Annotated in this window: 15 protein-coding genes and 2 pseudogenes; 8 read left to right on the forward strand and 9 right to left on the reverse strand. The window is 70.1% G+C overall.

The annotated features are described in order from the left end of the window. Positions 1-114: 114 nt before the first annotated feature. On the reverse strand, positions 115-1,299 hold the full coding sequence (locus ABZ564_RS14790) for a GDSL-type esterase/lipase family protein (protein ID WP_360855217.1): 1,185 nt from the start codon (positions 1,297-1,299) through the stop codon (positions 115-117). A gap of 77 nt (positions 1,300-1,376) precedes the next feature. Here ABZ564_RS14790 and ABZ564_RS14795 point away from each other — a divergent pair, with 77 nt between their 5' ends. Then, the gene (locus ABZ564_RS14795; RefSeq protein ID WP_360855220.1) at positions 1,377-2,117 is read left to right on the forward strand and encodes a GntR family transcriptional regulator; all 741 of its coding nucleotides are present in this window, start codon (positions 1,377-1,379) and stop codon (positions 2,115-2,117) included. A gap of 4 nt (positions 2,118-2,121) precedes the next feature. Here ABZ564_RS14795 and ABZ564_RS14800 read toward each other — a convergent pair whose 3' ends face one another. Then, entirely contained in the window at positions 2,122-2,703 is a 582-nt protein-coding gene (locus tag ABZ564_RS14800; RefSeq protein ID WP_360855223.1) for a TetR/AcrR family transcriptional regulator, read from the reverse strand. A gap of 107 nt (positions 2,704-2,810) precedes the next feature. On the opposite strand from ABZ564_RS14800, the gene ABZ564_RS14805 reads away from it, so the two are divergent. Both ABZ564_RS14805 and ABZ564_RS14810 read left to right on the forward strand, forming a co-directional pair. Further along, positions 2,811-3,677, forward strand: a complete 867-nt coding sequence (locus tag ABZ564_RS14805; RefSeq protein WP_360855226.1) for a hypothetical protein — start codon at positions 2,811-2,813, stop codon at positions 3,675-3,677. Between the two features lie 135 nt (positions 3,678-3,812). Continuing rightward, positions 3,813-4,283 (forward strand): annotated as a pseudogene (locus ABZ564_RS14810) (HNH endonuclease); the annotation flags it as partial. A 273-nt stretch (positions 4,284-4,556) separates the two neighbouring features. Here the strand turns inward: ABZ564_RS14810 and ABZ564_RS14815 are convergent. Then, positions 4,557-5,213 (reverse strand): HNH endonuclease family protein, encoded by a 657-nt coding sequence (locus ABZ564_RS14815; RefSeq protein ID WP_360855524.1) that lies wholly within the window; start codon positions 5,211-5,213, stop codon positions 4,557-4,559. 400 nt (positions 5,214-5,613) lie between these two features. Between ABZ564_RS14815 and ABZ564_RS14820 the strand changes: the two genes are divergently transcribed. Next, positions 5,614-7,134, forward strand: coding sequence for a hypothetical protein (locus ABZ564_RS14820; protein ID WP_360855229.1), 1,521 nt, complete (start codon positions 5,614-5,616; stop codon positions 7,132-7,134). 14 nt (positions 7,135-7,148) lie between these two features. Here the strand turns inward: ABZ564_RS14820 and ABZ564_RS14825 are convergent, their stop codons facing one another. The 3 genes from ABZ564_RS14825 to ABZ564_RS14835 are packed head-to-tail and all read right to left on the reverse strand — an operon-like array spanning position 7,149 to position 10,979. Next, on the reverse strand, positions 7,149-7,565 hold the full coding sequence (locus ABZ564_RS14825) for a DUF6262 family protein (protein WP_360855231.1): 417 nt from the start codon (positions 7,563-7,565) through the stop codon (positions 7,149-7,151). Then, on the reverse strand, positions 7,562-9,814 hold the full coding sequence (locus ABZ564_RS14830) for a tyrosine-type recombinase/integrase (RefSeq protein ID WP_360855234.1): 2,253 nt from the start codon (positions 9,812-9,814) through the stop codon (positions 7,562-7,564). The genes ABZ564_RS14825 and ABZ564_RS14830 overlap by 4 nt, the downstream gene beginning before the upstream one ends. Beyond that, positions 9,804-10,979, reverse strand: a complete 1,176-nt coding sequence (locus ABZ564_RS14835; protein ID WP_360855237.1) for a tyrosine-type recombinase/integrase — start codon at positions 10,977-10,979, stop codon at positions 9,804-9,806. Before ABZ564_RS14835 ends, ABZ564_RS14830 begins: the two co-directional genes overlap by 11 nt. Before the next feature lie 134 nt (positions 10,980-11,113). On the opposite strand from ABZ564_RS14835, the pseudogene ABZ564_RS14840 reads away from it, so the two are divergent. Both ABZ564_RS14840 and ABZ564_RS14845 read left to right on the forward strand, forming a co-directional pair. Beyond that, a pseudogene (locus tag ABZ564_RS14840) lies at positions 11,114-11,386 on the forward strand (HNH endonuclease family protein); the annotation flags it as partial. Between the two features lie 64 nt (positions 11,387-11,450). Continuing rightward, entirely contained in the window at positions 11,451-11,960 is a 510-nt protein-coding gene (locus ABZ564_RS14845) for an NUDIX domain-containing protein (RefSeq protein WP_360855239.1), read from the forward strand. A gap of 4 nt (positions 11,961-11,964) precedes the next feature. Here ABZ564_RS14845 and ABZ564_RS14850 read toward each other — a convergent pair whose 3' ends face one another. Both ABZ564_RS14850 and ABZ564_RS14855 read right to left on the reverse strand, forming a co-directional pair. Beyond that, entirely contained in the window at positions 11,965-12,636 is a 672-nt protein-coding gene (locus tag ABZ564_RS14850) for an AAA family ATPase (RefSeq protein ID WP_360855242.1), read from the reverse strand. Positions 12,637-12,817: 181 nt separating this feature from the next. Next, positions 12,818-13,591, reverse strand: coding sequence for an SDR family oxidoreductase (locus tag ABZ564_RS14855; protein WP_360855245.1), 774 nt, complete (start codon positions 13,589-13,591; stop codon positions 12,818-12,820). An 86-nt stretch (positions 13,592-13,677) separates the two neighbouring features. Between ABZ564_RS14855 and ABZ564_RS14860 the strand changes: the two genes are divergently transcribed. Next, positions 13,678-14,298, forward strand: a complete 621-nt coding sequence (locus ABZ564_RS14860; protein WP_360855248.1) for a TetR/AcrR family transcriptional regulator — start codon at positions 13,678-13,680, stop codon at positions 14,296-14,298. Positions 14,299-14,358: 60 nt separating this feature from the next. Here the strand turns inward: ABZ564_RS14860 and ABZ564_RS14865 are convergent, their stop codons facing one another. After that, the gene (locus ABZ564_RS14865; RefSeq protein ID WP_360855251.1) at positions 14,359-15,228 is read right to left on the reverse strand and encodes a DUF4190 domain-containing protein; all 870 of its coding nucleotides are present in this window, start codon (positions 15,226-15,228) and stop codon (positions 14,359-14,361) included. Between the two features lie 262 nt (positions 15,229-15,490). Here ABZ564_RS14865 and ABZ564_RS14870 point away from each other — a divergent pair, with 262 nt between their 5' ends. Next, positions 15,491-17,578 (forward strand): N-6 DNA methylase, encoded by a 2,088-nt coding sequence (locus ABZ564_RS14870; RefSeq protein WP_360855254.1) that lies wholly within the window; start codon positions 15,491-15,493, stop codon positions 17,576-17,578. Positions 17,579-17,743 lie beyond the last annotated feature (165 nt).

The raw sequence follows: 17,743 nt of genomic DNA on the forward strand, positions 1-17,743 counted from the left end.
CCAACCCCTTTTCCCCCCCCCCCCCCTCTCCCTTTTTGGGGTCCCGGCCCGCCCCGGGCACGGGGCGGGGGGGGGTCCCCCCCCCGGCCCCCCCCCCCCGCTCCCGTGAAGGGGTCAGCCGATGGAGCTCAGCCGCATCGCGGCGGGGCCCTGGCCGGCGGTGTTGGTGCAGCGGCGGTCGCCCGACGGCTGTTCCAGCTGAAGGGTCAGGCAGGTGCCGAGGGCCTGCTGGCCGTAGCGGTTGGGGTGCAGGGACTCCTGCCGCTGGCCCTGCCCGGCGCCGGAGGTCACGAAGCGGACCCATTCGCTGGTGTCACCGGCGGGGGAGTGGCCGGCGTCGGCCTGCCGGGTGCTGGTCGAGCACACCTCGCGGCCCTCGAATGACCGGGACAGGTCCAGGAACTCCGCGCCGCCCTCGTCGGCCGCGTCCGCCAGGACGGAGCTGATCTCCGGGACCAGCTCGTCGTGCGCCCAGGTGAGGTCCTTGTCGAAGAAGGGGCAGCCGCCGGAGCTGAGGCGGTCGTATTTCTCGCCGGGGTAGCGGATGCGGCCGGCGTCCGGGAGCGGCGACGGGTAGGACTGGAGGACCAGCCGGTACGAGCCCGCCGGGTGCCCCGCCCGCTCGAGTGCGGTCCGCACGTCGGCGAGGGTGTTCACGGCTGCCTGCCGCACACCGGGCAGGCGCTGGGCGACCTGCTGGGCCGCGTCGGGGGCGCACGGGGAGCCGCCGAAGGGCTTGACGAACTCGGTCGCGCAGCCGGTGATGATGTCGGAGAAGCCGAGGTCGTTGCCGCCGATCGACACGACGACCGCGCGCACCGTCCGGCCGGCCGCCACGTCCTCCAGCTCCCCGGCCTGCGAGCGCTCGCCCTTGAACGGCGCGCCGCCGCTCTCCGGCAGGAGCACCGCTTTCGAAGTCGCCCCCGAACAGGCGAGGTTGATGCGGCTGACATCGAGCGTGGTGGACTGGACCTCGGCCACGTCGGAGCGGTTGCAGCCGTTGTCGTACGACGACCCGTACACCCGGTAGGGGTCGCTCCTACCGGTCTCCGGGTCCCAGGCCCGGTCGGTGCCGGAGTGGCCGTTCGCGCGCACGTTGCTGTTGCCGGCCCAGCGTCCCGCCTCGCCGGAGATGAAGCTGTCGCCCACGGACACCAGCAACGGCGCCTCGGCGGGGGCGGCCGGCGTGGTCCGGGAGGCGGAGGCGGAGGCGGGCAGTGCGCCCGAGACCGTGAGCGCACACACCGTGGCGGCTGCGGCGGCGAGGGCCTTGGAGCGTCGTGAGGGATAAGTGATCATGCTGTCGTTGTCGGCAGCCGGGCGGTGGGGAGTGAAGTGCGATCGCCTGTTTACAGCCGAATGGACCAGATCAGGAGGTGAGTTATGGCCCAAGTGCGACAGGCGAGGTCGGGGACCAGATCATGGGCGGTGACCTCGCGCCCGGTGCGAACCTGCCCTCCACCGCCCACCTCAAGCAGCGGTTCGACGCCTCGAACGCAACGATCCAGAAGGCAGTGCAGCTGCTCAAGGACGAGGAACTGGTGATCGGCAGGCCGGGCGCGTCGGTCACCGTCCGCGAGCACCGCCAGCGGACCGTCCGCCCGGCTGCGTCCATGGCCCCGGCCGGTGCGGGAGAACCGTACCGCTGGCTGACCGAAGCGGCGAAGGGCGGCTCCCGGGCTCACAGCACGCTGCTCGAAGTGGCCGAGGTCCAGCCACCGGCGGATGTCGCGGAGGCGTTGAGGCTTCCGGAGGGCGACCCGGCGCTGCTGCGGCGCCAGTTGCTCGCGATCGATGACGAACCCGCCGAACTCGTCGCCTCGTACTACCCGCTGGACATCGTCAGGGGGACGGCGATGACGGCTCGCCGCAAGATCCCGGGTGGAACCCCGACGCTGCTCGCGGAGCTGGGGCACCCGCCACGGCTCAGCGTCGACCGCGTGTCCGCGAGGGTGCCCACCCAGGAGCAGTACCAGGCACTGCGCCTGCCCGGAGGGCTGCCGGTGCTGCGTACGCTGCGCGTCGTCTACAGCGATGACGAGCGGCCCATCGAGGCGACCGTCATGGTGAAGGCGGGGCACCTGTACGAGGTCCAGTACGAGTTCACGGCCGAATAGGCCCTCACTGCCCGGGCGTCCCCTCCGGTGTGAACAGCAGCCGGCCGATGGCCCGGAACACCTTCTCCGGGTCGCGGGCGCCCACCGCGTCGGCCAGGTTGCCGCTGAGGAGCAGCGTGGCGAAGCCGTGGGCGAGGGACCAGGCGGCCACGCCCGCGAGGCGGGGGTCGTCGGTCGGGGCGGCGGGGGTGAGGGCGGCGACGCCCGTGCGCAAGGCGGCCGTGGCGCGGGCCTTCGCGGCGAGCAGGTCCGGATCGTCCGCGCGCCAGAGGTCCGGCTGGAACATCACCTGGAAGTGGGCCGGGTGCGTCGCCGCGAACCGTACGTACGCCACGCCCCGCTCGCGCAGGTCCGGGGCAGCTGCGAGGGCGTCCGCGAACAGGCCGTAGCCCTCGGCGGCGATCGCGGTGAGCAGGCCCGTGCGGTCCTTGAAGTGGTGGGCGGGCGCGGCGTGCGAGACGCCGGCCCGGCGGGCCAGGTCGCGCAGGCTGAGCGCGGCGGGGCCCTCGGTGCGGATGACGTCGAGGGCGGCGGCGAGGACGGCCCGTCGCAGGTCGCCGTGGTGGTAGGCGCGGTCGCTGGTCATGGACAGCATCGTAGGCGTGATCTAGTCATTGACAAGTTTGCGGATCGCGCGCACTCTGGGGATCTAGGCGGTGGCTAGATGGCCGGTGCGTGGCGGAAGGTGTGGACATGTCCGGGGAACTGGGTCGCGTACGGCAGATGTGGCATCTGCTGGAGCCCTTGCACGCCGTGCTCTATTACGCGCCGGAGGCGTTCGAGGAGGCCGCCGCCCTCGGGTACGCGGTCGACGAGCGGTGGCCGAGCTACTTCGCCTGGCGGGCGGCGCCGCTGGGGGAGGCGCGGGCGGCCCGGGTTACGGAGACCTTCTACAGCTTCAGCCCGCGCATGGTCGGCGCGTACGTCCCCGCCGTCTGGTCCGTCGCCTCGCCGGACGCGGTGCTCGCGGCGCGGGTGAGGGCCGTCGACCACGCGTACCGGGCGCTCCTGGGGGAGGAGGCCGCCGCGCCGGGGACGGCCGAGGCCGCCGCGCTGCTGCGGCGCGTCGCGGAGGCCGCCGACACGGCGGACCGGCCGCTCGCCGCTGCGAACGCCGTGCTGCCCTGGCCGGACGAACCCCACCTCGCCCTCTGGCACGCCGCGACCGTCCTGCGCGAACACCGGGGAGACGGCCACCTCGCGGCGCTGGCGCACGCGGAGCTGGACCCCGTCGAGTCGCTGGTCTCCTTCGCGGCGATCGGGGCCGCCCGGCCCGAGGTCTTCCGCAGCCGGGGCTGGGACGAGGGGGAGTGGCAGGCGGGGCTGGACCGGCTGGAGAAGCGGGGCCTGGTGGCCGGCGACGGCACGGCGACCGAGGCGGGCCGGGCGCTGCGGGCGGAGGTGGAGCGGCGTACGGACGAGGCGGCGACGGGACCGTGGCGGGTGCTCGCGGACGTGGAGCGCGAACGACTGGTCGGGCTGCTGGGGCCGCTGTGGGTGGCGGCGATCGGGTCGGGGCTGCTGCCGCCCGAGAACACGTTGGGGATCGGGAAGGTGTGATCCGGGCCGCATCGGCGGTGAACGGCGGTCTTGAACCGCCCCTGACGGGGAAGACGTCCGTAGGATTCCCGGGTGGGTTCGGCTTTCTCCCTGTCAGGACGGCTACGAGTGATATCTCCCCGTGTGTGTCGATGGATGGCGCCCGCCCTGGCCGCGACGGCCGTGCTGGCGCTCAGCGGTTGCGACCCGGACCGGATCTCCTCCGGCGGCGCGGACGGCGGCCGGTCCGTCACCGGTTTCGGTGCCGGCCCGCTGGAGAACGAGGACGGTACGAAGCCCGGCCTCGCGCCCCTCACCTCCGACGAGGACCGGGCGGCGGCCCGCAGGATCATCGAGAAGGTCACGACCAAGGGGCGCGGTCCCAAGACCGGTTACGAGCGGGAGAAGTTCGGGTACGCGTGGAAGGATTCCGTGGACGGCATCCCGCTGTCCCGCAACGGCTGCGACACGCGGAACGACCTGCTGAAGCTCCATGGCCGGAACGTTCAGTTCCGGGCGGGTTCGGACTGCGTGGTCGTTTCGATGGACCTGTACGACCCGTACACCGGCAAGGAGATCGCCTGGAAGAAGGCGAAGGCGGCCGAGGTGCAGATCGACCACGTCGTATCCGTAGCCGCGACGCCCAAGAGCTCACGTTCCCCCTTGTCGTGACGTCAGCGGTATGGCGCTGACGCGGATGGCGTCTGGAATCAGAACACCCTGAGCGCGACGCGCTGAATGATCGTGACGACTGCGGTTTCGGTGACCAGAAGGGCGCGATGGGTGGTGGCGAGGTCCAGCCGTGGATGTGCCGGGCGAAGATCCGTTGGGCGTTCTTACCGGCAGTGTCCCAAGCGAGGGCGTCTCACATGGAGGTCGTCGGCACGGAGGTCCGGTATCTCAACCAACGGCAGCTTCCGTGGGATTGCCGCCCGAAGGAAGCTTCTTATTCGGGCAGGCTGTGAGCACTTTCGCCATCGCGTCCTTCTCCGCCTGTGTCACCCACAGTCCGTACTTCTTCTTGACCGCGACCTGCCCCGCCACGTAGTCACAGCGATAGGACTTGTTGGGCGGTAGCCAGGTTGCCGTATCCCCGTCCCCCTTCTGACGGTTGGTGGAGGAATCGGCAGCCACGAGATTGAGTGAGTCGTTCGCGAAGGCCCGCCGCTTGCTCTCGCTCCACTGCTGAGCGCCCTTCTGCCAGGCGTCCGAAAGTGCGACGAGGTGGTCTATGTCGACCTTGCTGTGACCGCGTACGTAGGTGATACGGGTTCCGGTGTAGGGATCGGGATCGAGGACTCCGCGCAGCACTTTGCACCCGTCCGGATCCCGGGAGACGGACGTCAGCTGATGTGCGAGGACATCGTCTCGGGTGCCGCAGCCGTTGTGATCGGTGTCCGCCCAGGCGGGGCCGAACTTCTCTCGGTCGTATCCCGTTTTCGGGGCCCGCCCTTTCACCGTGAGTTCTCCGACGGCTTGCAGCGCTGCTCCGTCGGCAGCTGCGCCGGTTTGGAGGGGAGGTCCTGCCGGACTGTTCCCGATGTCGCACCCGCCCACGGCGAGCAAGCCCGACAGCAGAAGCGGGGTGAGTGGAAGCAGGCGGCGGGAAGCATGTGAGGCGTGGTGAGGTATCACAACGAAACAGAGTATTGAGCGGGAGCAGCTCGCGGCCGGGAGGGGGTCGGATTCCCCATTCCAGCGCCACCCGTGACCGCGACGATGTGGCCATGCCGTGACTCCTGTGTCTGCCCGCCACGCGAGGCCAGGGCACGGCGCCCAGCTCGGTCGTCGACATGCTGCTCGCCGCGTGGAGCGCGGCGGTCGGTCAGCCCGCGTACGTCACCACTGCCGTGGCCGACATCCTTGGGACGGCGCCGCGAACGTTTCGCCAGTGGGCCGCCGACCATGCCACCGCGTTCATCACGTCGGCGGTATACCGCGGACGTTATCCCACGGGGTGGATACGGCGGTATGCGAGGATCACGCCATGGCCAGACGTACCCGTCCACTCTCCGACTCGCTGTGTTTGCCGGAAAGCCGTACGTCGGCCGTTTCCGCGCTGGTGGCACTGTTGGACCGCTCGGTGGAGCAGATTGCGGAGGCCGCTGCAGACGTCCGCCAGTTCGACCGGGAAACGATTCGTGCGGCAGCGGATGTGTGGGACAACAACGTGTTTCCGCTGTTCTGGGCCGTAAGTACGTCGGACGCCGATGAACGCGAGCGCCGGGCGATGACGGCGCTGGAGTGGATGGCGGGCCTTGGAGAGCGGCGGCGAAGCTGGATGACCGAGCAGGCCGCGATCGCTGGCTACGACATCGGGACGCTCCTACCGCCGGCCGAGCCGTACATCCCGGGTCGCGACTACCTCGGACACGTCATGGCACCGCAGCCCCGACTCACCCGCCAGAGCGTGGACGATCTGGCTCCCGACTACGACCTGGCGACGGCGTCCGTCCACCATCTCCAAGTAGAGCGTGCCGGTACTCGCCTGACCGCCTTCCTGCAGTTGGTCGCTGACCGTACGTACGCCGTCGGGGAGGACGCGCCCTCGCCACCCGCCCTGCTGAACGTTTGGCTGGATGGCGTCACCGATGCCGTCTTTGACCTCTCCCACACGCGGGGCGTAATCCTGGACGCCGGTTCGCTGGAGACCGCGATATCCCTGGGCACGGGCGGCCGGCTCCGCGCCACCGCCGGTGAGTACCGCCTTGACGACCGCTCATGGCACCTGTCAGCTGCCGGACGGCGTGCGGACGCCGTCACCCCGCCTCGTACCGGCCAACCGAGCCGCCTGCGCCAGCCTCCCTCCGAGGACTTGGGAACCGATGCCCGGACCGCCGCGGTACTCCTGCGCCACGCCATGTGGGAATTGCGTTCGGTGCGCTACGCCGACCACGCCGATCATGTCCCTGTCCTCGACCTGTGCAGGGCCTTCTCCCGAGCGGGCGAGGCGATCCTGGACGCGGGATCCCGACGCGGCTCCCGCCACCGCGAAGCAGCCTTCCGTACGGTGATCCGAACCTGGGCCGACCAGGGCGGCCCGACACTCACACGCTGGTTCGCGGGCACACTCAAGGCGCGTGCCGGCCGCTCGGACCTCCTCGAGGTCCCGCAGACGGGCCAACGAACTCCCCGCTCCCTCACCGACAGCCCGCCCGCACTTGGTGTGCCCCCACAGGCCGCCCTCAGCATGGCCTCCTGGACCGCGAGGCACACCGACTACCGCACGGAGCGTCCGGCCACCGCGCAACTCCAGCTCGCCCTGCCGCCCCGGTCGGGCGAGGACCCCTCGGCACCTTGGAGGCTGCGTACGGTCAGCTGCACCGAACCCGACGCCTTCCACCTGGACGCCGTCGCGTTCCACGGCCCTGGCCCGTTCGCCCAGGAAGGGAAGCCCACCGCCGCCTGCAGCCTCGACCTGCACCAGGGAGCCTTACACATCGCGGCCAGTGACGGCTGGAGCGCGTCGGTGAGTTGACCCTCGCGGAGTCGTCACCTGCTTGAATCAGCTTCGTAGCGGTCCAGGCGCCGACGGAGGTCGAGGTTTTCCCCCTGTGCCACTTCGAGGGCCTTCCGCAACCGGGTCACCTCCTCGTGGTGGATCTGCTGCTGTCGGGTGAGGCGGGCGCTGAGCGCCCTGACTGCAGCCGAGGTCGAGGAGTCTGCCAGCGCAACTGCGGCCGATGCCGGGGCAGACCCGCCCTTGGCGCGGTGTCGCTCGATCTGCGCCCGCAGTTCCGGGCTCCGATAGAGGAAGTCGGTGCTCACTCCGGCCTGGCGGGCCACGGCGGTGAAGCTGACAGGCCTGCCGGCTTTGACCAGTTCAGCGAGGGCGGTGCGCGCTCGTTTCTCGGCCTCCTGACTCCGGGCGAGGGTGGCCTGCTGGAGGTGGTCGGGCAGTGGCGTCATGCGGTCGGCTCCTGTCGATGAGTAGGAGACAGCGGTTCGGGACGGTCGATCGCGCCCGCTCCGCGGACGGCCCGGAGTTGTCCGTCCTCGTGGACGCTGACCTGGTCCAGGGCGACAAGGACCTTGGTGAGGGCGCGGGTTTCGGTGAGACGACCGGCGAGCCAGACGTTGTCCTCGCCCATCGGTTCGCCATGGCGGGCGGTGAATTGGGTCTGGCGGCGGGCGATCAGCGCTTCGGATTGTTGGAGCTGGTGCTGGAGTTCGTCGCGATGGCTGGCGTCGGTGACAAACTTGTCGCAGGTCAGGCAGGCGTTGCCCTTCGAGCAGACCTGCCGGGGCGGCAGCATGCACCAGCCGTTCGGAAGGACGCGGTCGGCTCGCTGGTCCAGGTGCAGGAGGTCGTAGAGGTCGCTGGGGTCCACCTCGGCGGTCCGGCCGTCTGCGGTCACCTTCTTGTAGCGGAGGAACTCGCGCTCGGCCGTGACGGCAAGGGTCTTGGCGTAGTGCATGGTCATGGCCGGAGTCAGGTGTCCGAGGTAGCGCATGACCACGTGGATCGGTACTCCGGCGTTGATCAGGTCGGTAGCGCGGGTGTGCCGGAATGTATGGGTCTTGGAGATGGTAACCGCGCGCCCGACACTGTCTGTGATGGCGAGCATGCCGGTCAGCGCGCTGAGTCGCATGTGAAAGGTTGCCGAAGCATAGGGGCGGAGGCCGAGCCGGTTGTTCTGGATCCCCAGGAAGAGGTAGCGGGGGTCTGTCCCTTCCGGCGCGCCGTGCGCGGCGACGAATTCCCTGGCCCACCGCTGTTGGACACGGATGATGTCCACGACCTCCTGGTCCACCGGAATGGTCGGCGGATCCCCGCCCGTGATCTTCGTCTGCTGGTAGCGCAGACGCGCGACGAAGCCGTCCGGCTCCCGGTTGTCCTTCCTGCCCGTGGTCAGGAGCGGCAGGAGCGGCTCGAAGTCCATCATCAGGACCTCGTTCATCCGGCGGCCGGTGCGGATCAGGAGCATCAGCGCGTGGAAAGCCTGCCGATCGTCGAGGCCGCCCTCGGCCTTGGGCGCGGCAAGGGCGCCGGAGCCCGCGGCGATCTGGCTGATCACCTCGTCCTCGAGTGCCATGTCGTCGGGGAGCTGGTTGGTCAGTCTGGGCTTGTCCTCCAGGCGGAACAGCACCGTGTGGTGGAGACCGAGCCGTGCCCAACGCGGCTCACCGAGCACCGAGACCGCCTCGGCTCGGTTGTCGTACATCCAGCGGTAGAACACCTCGATGGTCACCAGCGGCCCCCGACGGCTGTTCTTCGCGAGCTTCCCGCCCTTGTTCGGCCCGGTCATCGCGACATGGCTGTTCAGGGAGTCCACGAGCCCACGCAGCCAGGGGCGAAGTTCCTCCGGTGAGTCGACCAGTTGAGGGCCCGTGCAGCCAGCCTGGTCGATGTACCACTGGAACCACTTCAGATGGTCCAGCCGGCTCTTCACCGACGACCACACGTACTGCTCAGTCGAGAGCTGGACCGACAGCCACCATTTCGCGGCTTCCCGAAACCAGTCCGTTGTCAGCTGGCTGAAGTTGGCCAGCTTCCGGCCGCTGGGCTCGTGCTCCCTCTGAGGAATGCGTCGGTCTAGGCCCGGATTCCACACGTTGAGCCGCCACCACTCGCCGTCGTGATACGCGTATGCCAGCCGATCCTGAAGATGCTTGACGCTGTGCAGGACGGGGGTAGAGAGATTCGCAGTGGCCGAAGTGTTGGTGCGCATTCCCGCACCTCGCACCTCCCGTGCCCATTCTTCGTGCGTGAGCGCCGTGAGCGATCTGACGGAAAGCATCGACGGGCCACCGTGTTCGATGGCCAGGTTCAGTCCCCGCCGAAGTTTTTGGAAGCGGTCGATGTTGATGGAGTATCCGTCGGCAACCTGCTGGTGGACGCACCAAGCGAGCTCCCACACCATCGGCTCGGGCAGACCTCGGAAGCTGAGCGCCTGGGTGAACCAGCCGCGCTCGCTGTCGATGGTCCGCGTGGTGAAAGCCTGTCCGTAGTCCTGGGGCATGTTCGTGGAGTCGAAGTGGTCTCGGCGGTGCTCCTCCGGCAGGCTCTCCCACAGCTGCCGGGCCCGCTCCTCGCTGAAGAGCTGAGCGATCGACAGGCGAGGGTCCCGCTTGTCCAGGCGCTTACGCCCCTCGGTCCGCGGCGACGGCAGCACCCGCGCCCCAACGGCCGAAAGGATGGTTGGTTCAGCGTTCATTCCAGTTCCCCCAGGACTGCGTGATCTTCTGCCAGTCCGCGCACGCCCGAAGCTCCGCGTCCTCGGTCACATGGGCGTAGGTGTTGATCGTGGTCTGCACGTCGGCGTGACCGAGTCTGCGGCTGACGACATGCATCGGCACTCCGGCCAGTAGCAAGGCGGTGGCGTGCGTGTGGCGGTACCAGTGAGGTGTCATCCGAGGTGGCAGCGAGGAGAGTTGGGATTTCCTCGCGCTCAGGTGCTTGTAGACGCTCTCTGGCCTCAGCGAAGCAAAGCGGCGGCCGCGATGCAGGTTGCAGAAGATGTACGCGCCGTCCCAGTCCTCCAGTTCGACATCGGCGCCGGCCTCGCACAGGGCCCACACCCAGTCCCCGTACAGCCGGTCCAGCGCGGAGCCGATGAAGATCCGCCGGTAGCCGCTCTTGGCCCTCAAGCCGTGCGGATGGTCCTCACGGTGGACGACCTCGACCTGGGCGGTCGTGCCGGTCCCGGTTTTCCAGTCTCGGTGACGCAGCCCCAGCGCCTCGCCGAGCCGCAGTCCGGTCTCCTCCAACAGCATCCACAACAGCCGGTAGCGCAGCTCACCCGACCAGATCCCGGCCGCCGGGTCCCAGGACGCCTCTGCCTCGCGGAGTGACGTCATCTGCCCGGGAAGAAGAACAGGGACGGGCTTCGCCCGGACCCTTACCTTCACCACACTCGATCGCCGTCCGTGCTTGCGCGCCACATGCTCCAGGAACGGCAGATAGCTGCCCGGCCGGGCATGCACCGTCTCGTACAGTTGGCCCGCGACTTCGACCCCACGCGCCGCGTGATAGCGGTAGAAGCCCATTACCGCCCTGATCCGGCTTGCGACCGTGGCGTCGGCGGCCCGTTCCTGATTCCGAAGCGGGACGACCTCCTGCGCCACGTTCCTGCGCCGCAACTGCCCTACGAAGGTTCCGAGTTCGGTCACACCGGCGGCATCCCACACCTGAGAACGCTGTTCCAGGAAGGACCACCAGAGGGCGAGGCCCCTGGCGTAGCTCTTGATCGTGTTGGGCGAGCTGTCGGTCGACCTCAGATACTCCAGATACTGCTCGACCGGCTCCGCGACCCGGTAGTCACCCGCGAGAACCGTCCACGTGACCCCTTCTCCGATCGCCACCCGTTGCGTACTCGCCAACACTTCCCCCTGCATGTCATCGCTGTCAGCGGCAGACAGTCGCTGTACCGGATAACGCAACGCTCACAGAAAGGAAACGGTCCAATCTCCATCTGTCACAGACGTCAACGGCACTCACTTCAGGGTGCGGATAACACGTGGTCCCGCTGTCCTACAGCTGGCAGATGGGCGCCGCTCGATGGGACAACCAGAAGCGGCAGCGCTTGGCCAACGATGTGCTGAATCTTCTGCCGGTCTCGGGGCCCACGAACTCGGCCAAGCGGGACTCGGGCCCGGCGTCCTGGCTGCCGCCCAGCAAGGCGGTCCGTTGCTCGTACGCAGTTCGGTTCGCACAGGTGGCGGAGAAGTACGAGCTTTCCGTCACGGCGGCGGACAAGAGCACGATGCTCAGGCAGTGCGGCGATTGAGCGGCCTGCTGTCCGGCAGGCACGCACCCAGGCGCTGTCAGGGCTGTGTGGAAATGTGTGCGCCATGGGTGAACTGGTGGAGCAGGTCGATGATCAGGACCAGGTGCTGAGAGTCGTCGAGCGTGGTGCAGCCATCCGGAGTGGATGGCTGCACCGCGTTGCGGCGACCGTCTGTCGCCGCCCCGACGGCAGGATCCTGGTGCATCGACGGCCACAGACCGTGTCCCGGTTCCCCGGCCAGTACAACTGGCTCGTGGGCGGGGCGGTGGACATCGGTGAGTCGTACGAGGAGTCGGCTGCGCGGGAGCTTGCCGAGGAGCTGGGTATCAGCGCCTCACCGCAGTTCGTCTTCAAGTACCTGTGCCGGGGGGCCATCAGCCCCTACTGGCTGGGGCTCCACGAAGTGGTGATCGAGGGAGATGTGGTCGTCGACCCATCGGAGATCGCCTGGCATGCATGGCTCACTCCTCAGGAGTTCCTGGAGGCGAGGCAGCGATGGAGCTTCGTGGAGGACGGTCTCGGTGCCCTGAGGCTCTACCTCCAGCGGCAGCAAGGCGCGGCCGGGACGGTCTGATGAATCACGACAGGGCCGATCGTGAGCCGGCAGACACCGGAGAATTCCGGAGCTGCTCGAAAGCGGTGGGGGTCGGACGTTGCGGCAGGAAGTCCCTGATCTGCCGAGCACAGGCGAGCGGGCCGGCTGTGCTGGTGTCGCATTCGATGTCGTAAAGGCCGTGGGCATGGACCTGGGCGATCTGGCGTGCGGCCAGACCTGTTGGTCGGTCACCGCGCTGCAACTCGCGCCGTTCCAGCTCCGGCAAAGGACAGTGCACTCCGACCAGGACAACGTCTCTTGGGGCGAACAGGGCTAGGCAGTCGAGCAATCGCCATTGCTCACTGAGGACATGGTCCACCACGACGTTGTTGCCGGCTGCGGCCATCCCTGCGACTGCCCTGTGGAAGCCCGTCCAGGTGTGCTTGAGCACGCTCCGGAGCTGGTCGGGGGCAAGGTCCCGGGGTGTGGTCCGCATGGCGTGAAAGGCGTCCACCGGCATGTAGAAGTACGTGTCGTCCAGGAGGGGGAGGAGTTCCTCGGCGATGCTCGACTTCCCGGAACTCGATGTACCGTTCAAAAAAATGATCAATCCGCCAGGTCTCTGCGACACTTCCGCCGAGCCGTCACTTTGGACAAACGAGTCCGGAGCTGGCGCTGTTGACATGTCTTCCTCCGCTTCGTGTGCTGCCGGCATCCGATCATGCTTCTCGTGCAGGCGTCGGCCGGCTCGGGTGCCCGCGTACTTGATGGCGGGGCATGGGTGACCCTCGCTGTTCGGCGCCCGGGACGGCCGTGGTTCGCTCGGCACCCCGGCAACCGGTCCGGATGTGCCTCGTACGCCCCCTCGACAAGCCGCCGCCCCGCGTCCGCTCCCCTCAGAGCGCCGAGCCCCCCGTCGCGTCGAGCACCGTGCCCGTCACCCAGCGGGAGTCGTCCGAGGCGAGGAACGCCACGACGTCCGCGACGTCCTCCGGCTGCCCGACCCGGCCCAGCGCGGCCAGGGACGCGGACCGGGCCTGCGCCTCGGCGTCGCCGCGCAGCCAGTCCGCGTTGATGTCGGTGTCGATGATGCCGGGGGCCACCGAGTTGACCGTGATCCCGCGCGGGCCCAGCTCCTTGGCGAGAGTCAGGGTGAAATTGTCCAGGGCGCCCTTCGTCGCGCTGTAGGCGATGATCTCCGGCATCGCGACCCGGGCCGCGCCGCTGGATATGTTGATGATCCGGCCGCCGTCGCGCAGTCGGCCGAGCCCGTGGCGGACGATGAAGAACGGCGCCCGCACGTTGACGGCGAAGACCGCGTCGAACGCCTCCTCGGTGAGGGAGGAGAGCTCGGAGTAGAGCCCGGCGCCGGCGTTGTTCACGATGATGTCGACGCCGCCGCCGGGCGCGTACGCGGTGATCTGCGCGTCGAAGGCCTCCCACAGCGCGGCTGCGTCGCCGTGTGCCCCCAGCTCGGCGCGGAAGGCGAACGCCGTGCCGCCGTTCTTCCGGATGACCTCGACGACCTCCGCGGCCGCCGCCGAGTCCCGGGCGTAGGCGACGGCGACGACGGCTCCATCCCGCCCCAGCCGTTCCGCGATGCCCCGGCCGATGCCCCGGCTGCCGCCGGTGACCAGGGCGACCTTTCCCTCAAGCCCGTTCGTGCGCATGGCTGTTGCCTCTCATCGATTTGTTGAGTGATCGATCCAGAAAGAACGTAGCACGACTTGTTGAGCGGGCGCTCTAGAATGTGGGCATGGGTGAGAAAGGTGCGGCGCGCGGGCGGCCGCGCTCCTTCGACCGGGATGCCGCACTCGCGGCGGCGATCCGGCTGTTCTGGGAGCGGGGCTACGGGGCGACCTCGATCGGTGAGCTGACGGAGGCGATGGGCATCAGGCCCGCGAGCCTCTACGCCGCGTTCGGCGACAAACGGTCGCTCTTCGAGGAGGCGGTCGCCGCGTACGGGACGACGCCGGCCGGAACCTTCATGGGTGACGCCCTGGAGCAGGAGCCCACCGCCTACCGCGCGTTCGCGCGCATCCTGCGGGAGGCCGCCCGGATCTACGCGGATCCCTCGCACCCGGCGGGCTGCATGACGATCAGGGCCGCCGTCAACGTCGCCCCGCAGGACGCCGAGGTGGGCGCCCACCTGAGAGGGCTGCGCAACGCGAACCTCGCGGCCTGGGAGGCGCGGCTGCGGGACGCGCAGCGCGCGGGCGAGCTGCCGGAGCAGGCGGACCCCCGTGCTCTCGCCGGGTACTTCGCCACGGTCATCCAGGGCATGTCGCAGCGGTCCTGCGACGAGGCGGGCCCGGACGAGCTGGCCGGGATCGCCGAACTGGCGCTGGCCGCCTGGCCGGGGGTGCGTGAGGGCTGAGCGGACGCGGAGAACCCGCCCTGGGGGCGGGTTCCACGGGTGCCGGGTGCGCTGTGCGGGTCAGAGCCCCAGGTCCCACTGCGTCGAGTCGTACGTGAAGTCGGGGCTGACCTCCACGGTCAGGTTCTTCGCGTCGGCCGGTGCGTCGAACGCGTAGAGCACCGTGACCTTCTTGCCCGGCAGGATCGTGCCGGTGAAACCCGCGCCGACCTTGTCGTCGAAGATCTGCTCGGCGTCGACCCCCTCCTCCCCGGCCCGCCCCTCGACGGTGACCAGCGCGGAGTCGAACTTCTTCTTGCCCGCGTTCTCGATGACGACGGCCACCTGGTAGGCCTTGTTGCCCTTGGTGTGACCGGCCGCGTACTCGGTGGGGGAGTACCTCGTCGCGTCGCCGACCGTGACCGTGAGGTCGTCGTCGTACACGGCCGCGTCACCGGCCTCCAGCGCCTCGCCGCTGGGCTTCTCCTCCTTGCCGGCCTTGTCGTCGCCGGACTTCCCCTTCTCCTGGCCCTTGCCGGCGTCCCCGCCCGCCTTCGGCTTCGCGGACGCCGTCGTCTCCGACACCGCCTTGTTCAGGTCGTCCACCGCGTCGTCGACCGCGTTGAACGTGATCACCGCGCCGACCACCGACATGATCAGCGCGATCAGCGCGAGGACCGCGCCGAACGTGGCCATGTTCTTGTTCGTCGCCTCGCCCCTCTTGGCACGCCCCCGGCCGACGAGCCCCAGGACGAGCGCGATCGTGCCGAGGATGCCCGCCAGCCAGAACAGGAGCGGGATCAGGCCGGACACCGCGCCGATGAGCCCGAGGATCAGGGCGGCGATGCCCAGTCCGTTGCGTGCCGGGCGCAGGCCGGGGGCGTGGTCGGGGCCGTACGGCTGCTGCGGCTGGGAGTACGGGGACTGCGGCGGCTGCGTGAACTGGGACATGGCTGTGCCCTTCGGCAAGTACGGGATGAAGTGGTGAGCGGATCCACCTGTCGCCGTCGTGCAGCGACGGGTCAATGACAGCATCATCTGTGAACCGAGTCAACACGGTTCACGGGAAACGACCCCGCTTCGACTGTGAACCGGTTGGCGGGGTGTGCGCTGTGAATGGATCGGTATGCTCGCCCCGCGTGGCCGGTCGACGCATCGCGTGATGCGTGCCGCCGCGGCCGACCGTCAGCGGTACAGCCCAGGGAGACAGCAAGTGCCGGAGAACGCGACAGAGGTGACCGCCGCCGGGATCGCCCGTCTGGCGGGCGTGGGGCGCGCCGCCGTCAGCAACTGGCGCCGTCGGCACGCCGACTTCCCCCAGCCCGTCGGCGGCACCGAGACCAGCCCGTCCTTCGCCCTCTCCGAGGTCGAGCGATGGCTGCGCGACCAGGGGAAGCTCGCCGAGGTGCCGCTCCGCGAACGCGTCTGGCAGCAGCTGTCCGGCCACCCGGCGGGCGCCGTCACCGCCCTCGTCCACGTCGGCTGTGCCCTGCTCCTGGTGAACCGGAGCCCCGCCGCCTGGCGCGAGTTCACCGGCGTGTCCGACGAACGGATGGCCAATGTGCTCTCCCTCGCGCTGAACGACGTCCTCGCCCACCGCTTCGGGCCCGCCGGCCACGGGCGCGCCGTGCACACGCCGGACCGCGCCGAACTCCTGCCCTCCGTACCACTCCTGCGCGGCGCCGCCGAGCTGGCCGCCGAATCCGGCCCCCGGGAGACGTACGAGTTCCTGCTCGGCCGCCAGCTCGACGCCAACCCGCGCCAGTACACGCTGACCCCGCCCGGACTCGCCGAGCTGATGGCGGAACTGGCCGGCGCCGGCGAACCCGGCGTGCGCACCGTCCTCGACCCGGCGGCGGGCACCGGTGCCCTGCTGGCCGCCGCCGGGCAGGCCGGGCTGTACGGGCAGGAGAGCGACCCCGGTCTCGCCGCCGTCACCGCGCTCCGTCTCGCCCTGCGCACCGCCCCCGCCGGCCGCGCGGTCGACGTGCGGACCGGGGACACCCTGCGCACCGACGCCTTCCCGGGCCTGGCCGCCGACGCCGTGCTCTGCCACCCGCCGTTCAACGAGCGCAACTGGGGCCACGACGAACTCGCCTACGACCCGCGCTGGGAGTACGGCTTCCCCGCCCGCACCGAGTCCGAACTCGCCTGGGTGCAGCACGCGCTGGCCCGGCTGCGCGACGGCGGCACCGCCGTCCTGCTGATGCCGCCGGCCGCCGCGTCCCGCCGCTCCGGCCGCCGCATCCGCGCCGACCTCCTGCGCCGGGGCGCGCTGCGGGCCGTCATCGCGCTCCCGGCCGGCGCCGCACCCCCGTACGGCATCCCGCTGCACCTGTGGGTGCTGCGCAAGCCCGCCGGCGTCGAGCCGCACCCCACGCCCGAACTGCTGCTGGTCGACACCGCCGAGCCCGCCGAACAGACCACCGGCGGCGGCCGCGACCGCCTCGACCTGACCGCCCTGCGCCGCGCCGTGCTCGACGCCTGGCACGCGTACGACGGCCCACGCGAAACGCCCAGGAGCGAAGGGGACGAGACGGCCCCCGGCGCCGCCTCCCGTACCGTCCCCGTCATCGAACTCCTCGATGACGACGTCGATCTCGCCCCCGCCCGCCATCTGCCGTCACCCGCCGCCACCGGCGGACCCGCCGAGCTGGCCGGCGTACGGGAGCGGCTGACGCGCACCCTGGGCCTCGCCGCAGGGCTCACACCGCCGCCGCCCGCCCTCACCGTTCCCGCGCACCGCCCGCTCACCACCATCGGCGAACTCGCCCGCGCCGGCGCCCTGCAGCTCCGGCACGGCGGCACCGGCACCGGGGCCGCCCCCGTCCTCACCGAGCACGACGTGCTCGCGGGCACCGCGCCCTCGGGCAGTCTGCCCGTCGACGGGTCCCCCGAGGAGCCGGTGCTCGTCGCGGCGGGCGACGTCGTCGTGCCCGTGCTCGGCGGCGTCACCGTCGTCCGCGTCGTCGACGACGCCACCGCGGGCGCCGCGCTCGGCCGCAACCTCCAGCTGCTGCGCCCCGACCCGGGCGTGCTCGACCCCTGGTTCCTGGCAGGCTTCCTGCGCGGCACCACCAACAACCGGCAGGCCAGCAGCCACGCCTCCACCGCGACCCGGCTCGACGCCCGCCGCCTCCAACTGCCGCGCCTGCCGCTGGCGGAGCAGCAGCGGTACGGCGAACGGTTCCGCGCGCTCGCCGCGTTCGAGGACGCGCTGCGGCTCGCCGGACGCCTCGGCGGACAGCTCGTCCAGGGCCTGTACGACGGTCTGACGGACGGTACGGTCGCACCGGAGTGACCGGAACCACAACGGTTCCGCACAACCCCGGGCCCTTCGCAGGTGTCGCCCCTTACGCTCGGATCCGCACGCACGTCCTCGTGCGTGCGGACGTTCCACCACCAGGCAATCCAGGAGCCGCCATGTACGCCCCGGGTCTTCCGCCCACGGCGCCTCGCCGAGTCC

Origin of the sequence: Streptomyces sp. NPDC019224 (genome assembly GCF_040632605.1) — a bacterium.
In the GTDB taxonomy this organism is placed as follows: domain Bacteria; phylum Actinomycetota; class Actinomycetes; order Streptomycetales; family Streptomycetaceae; genus Streptomyces.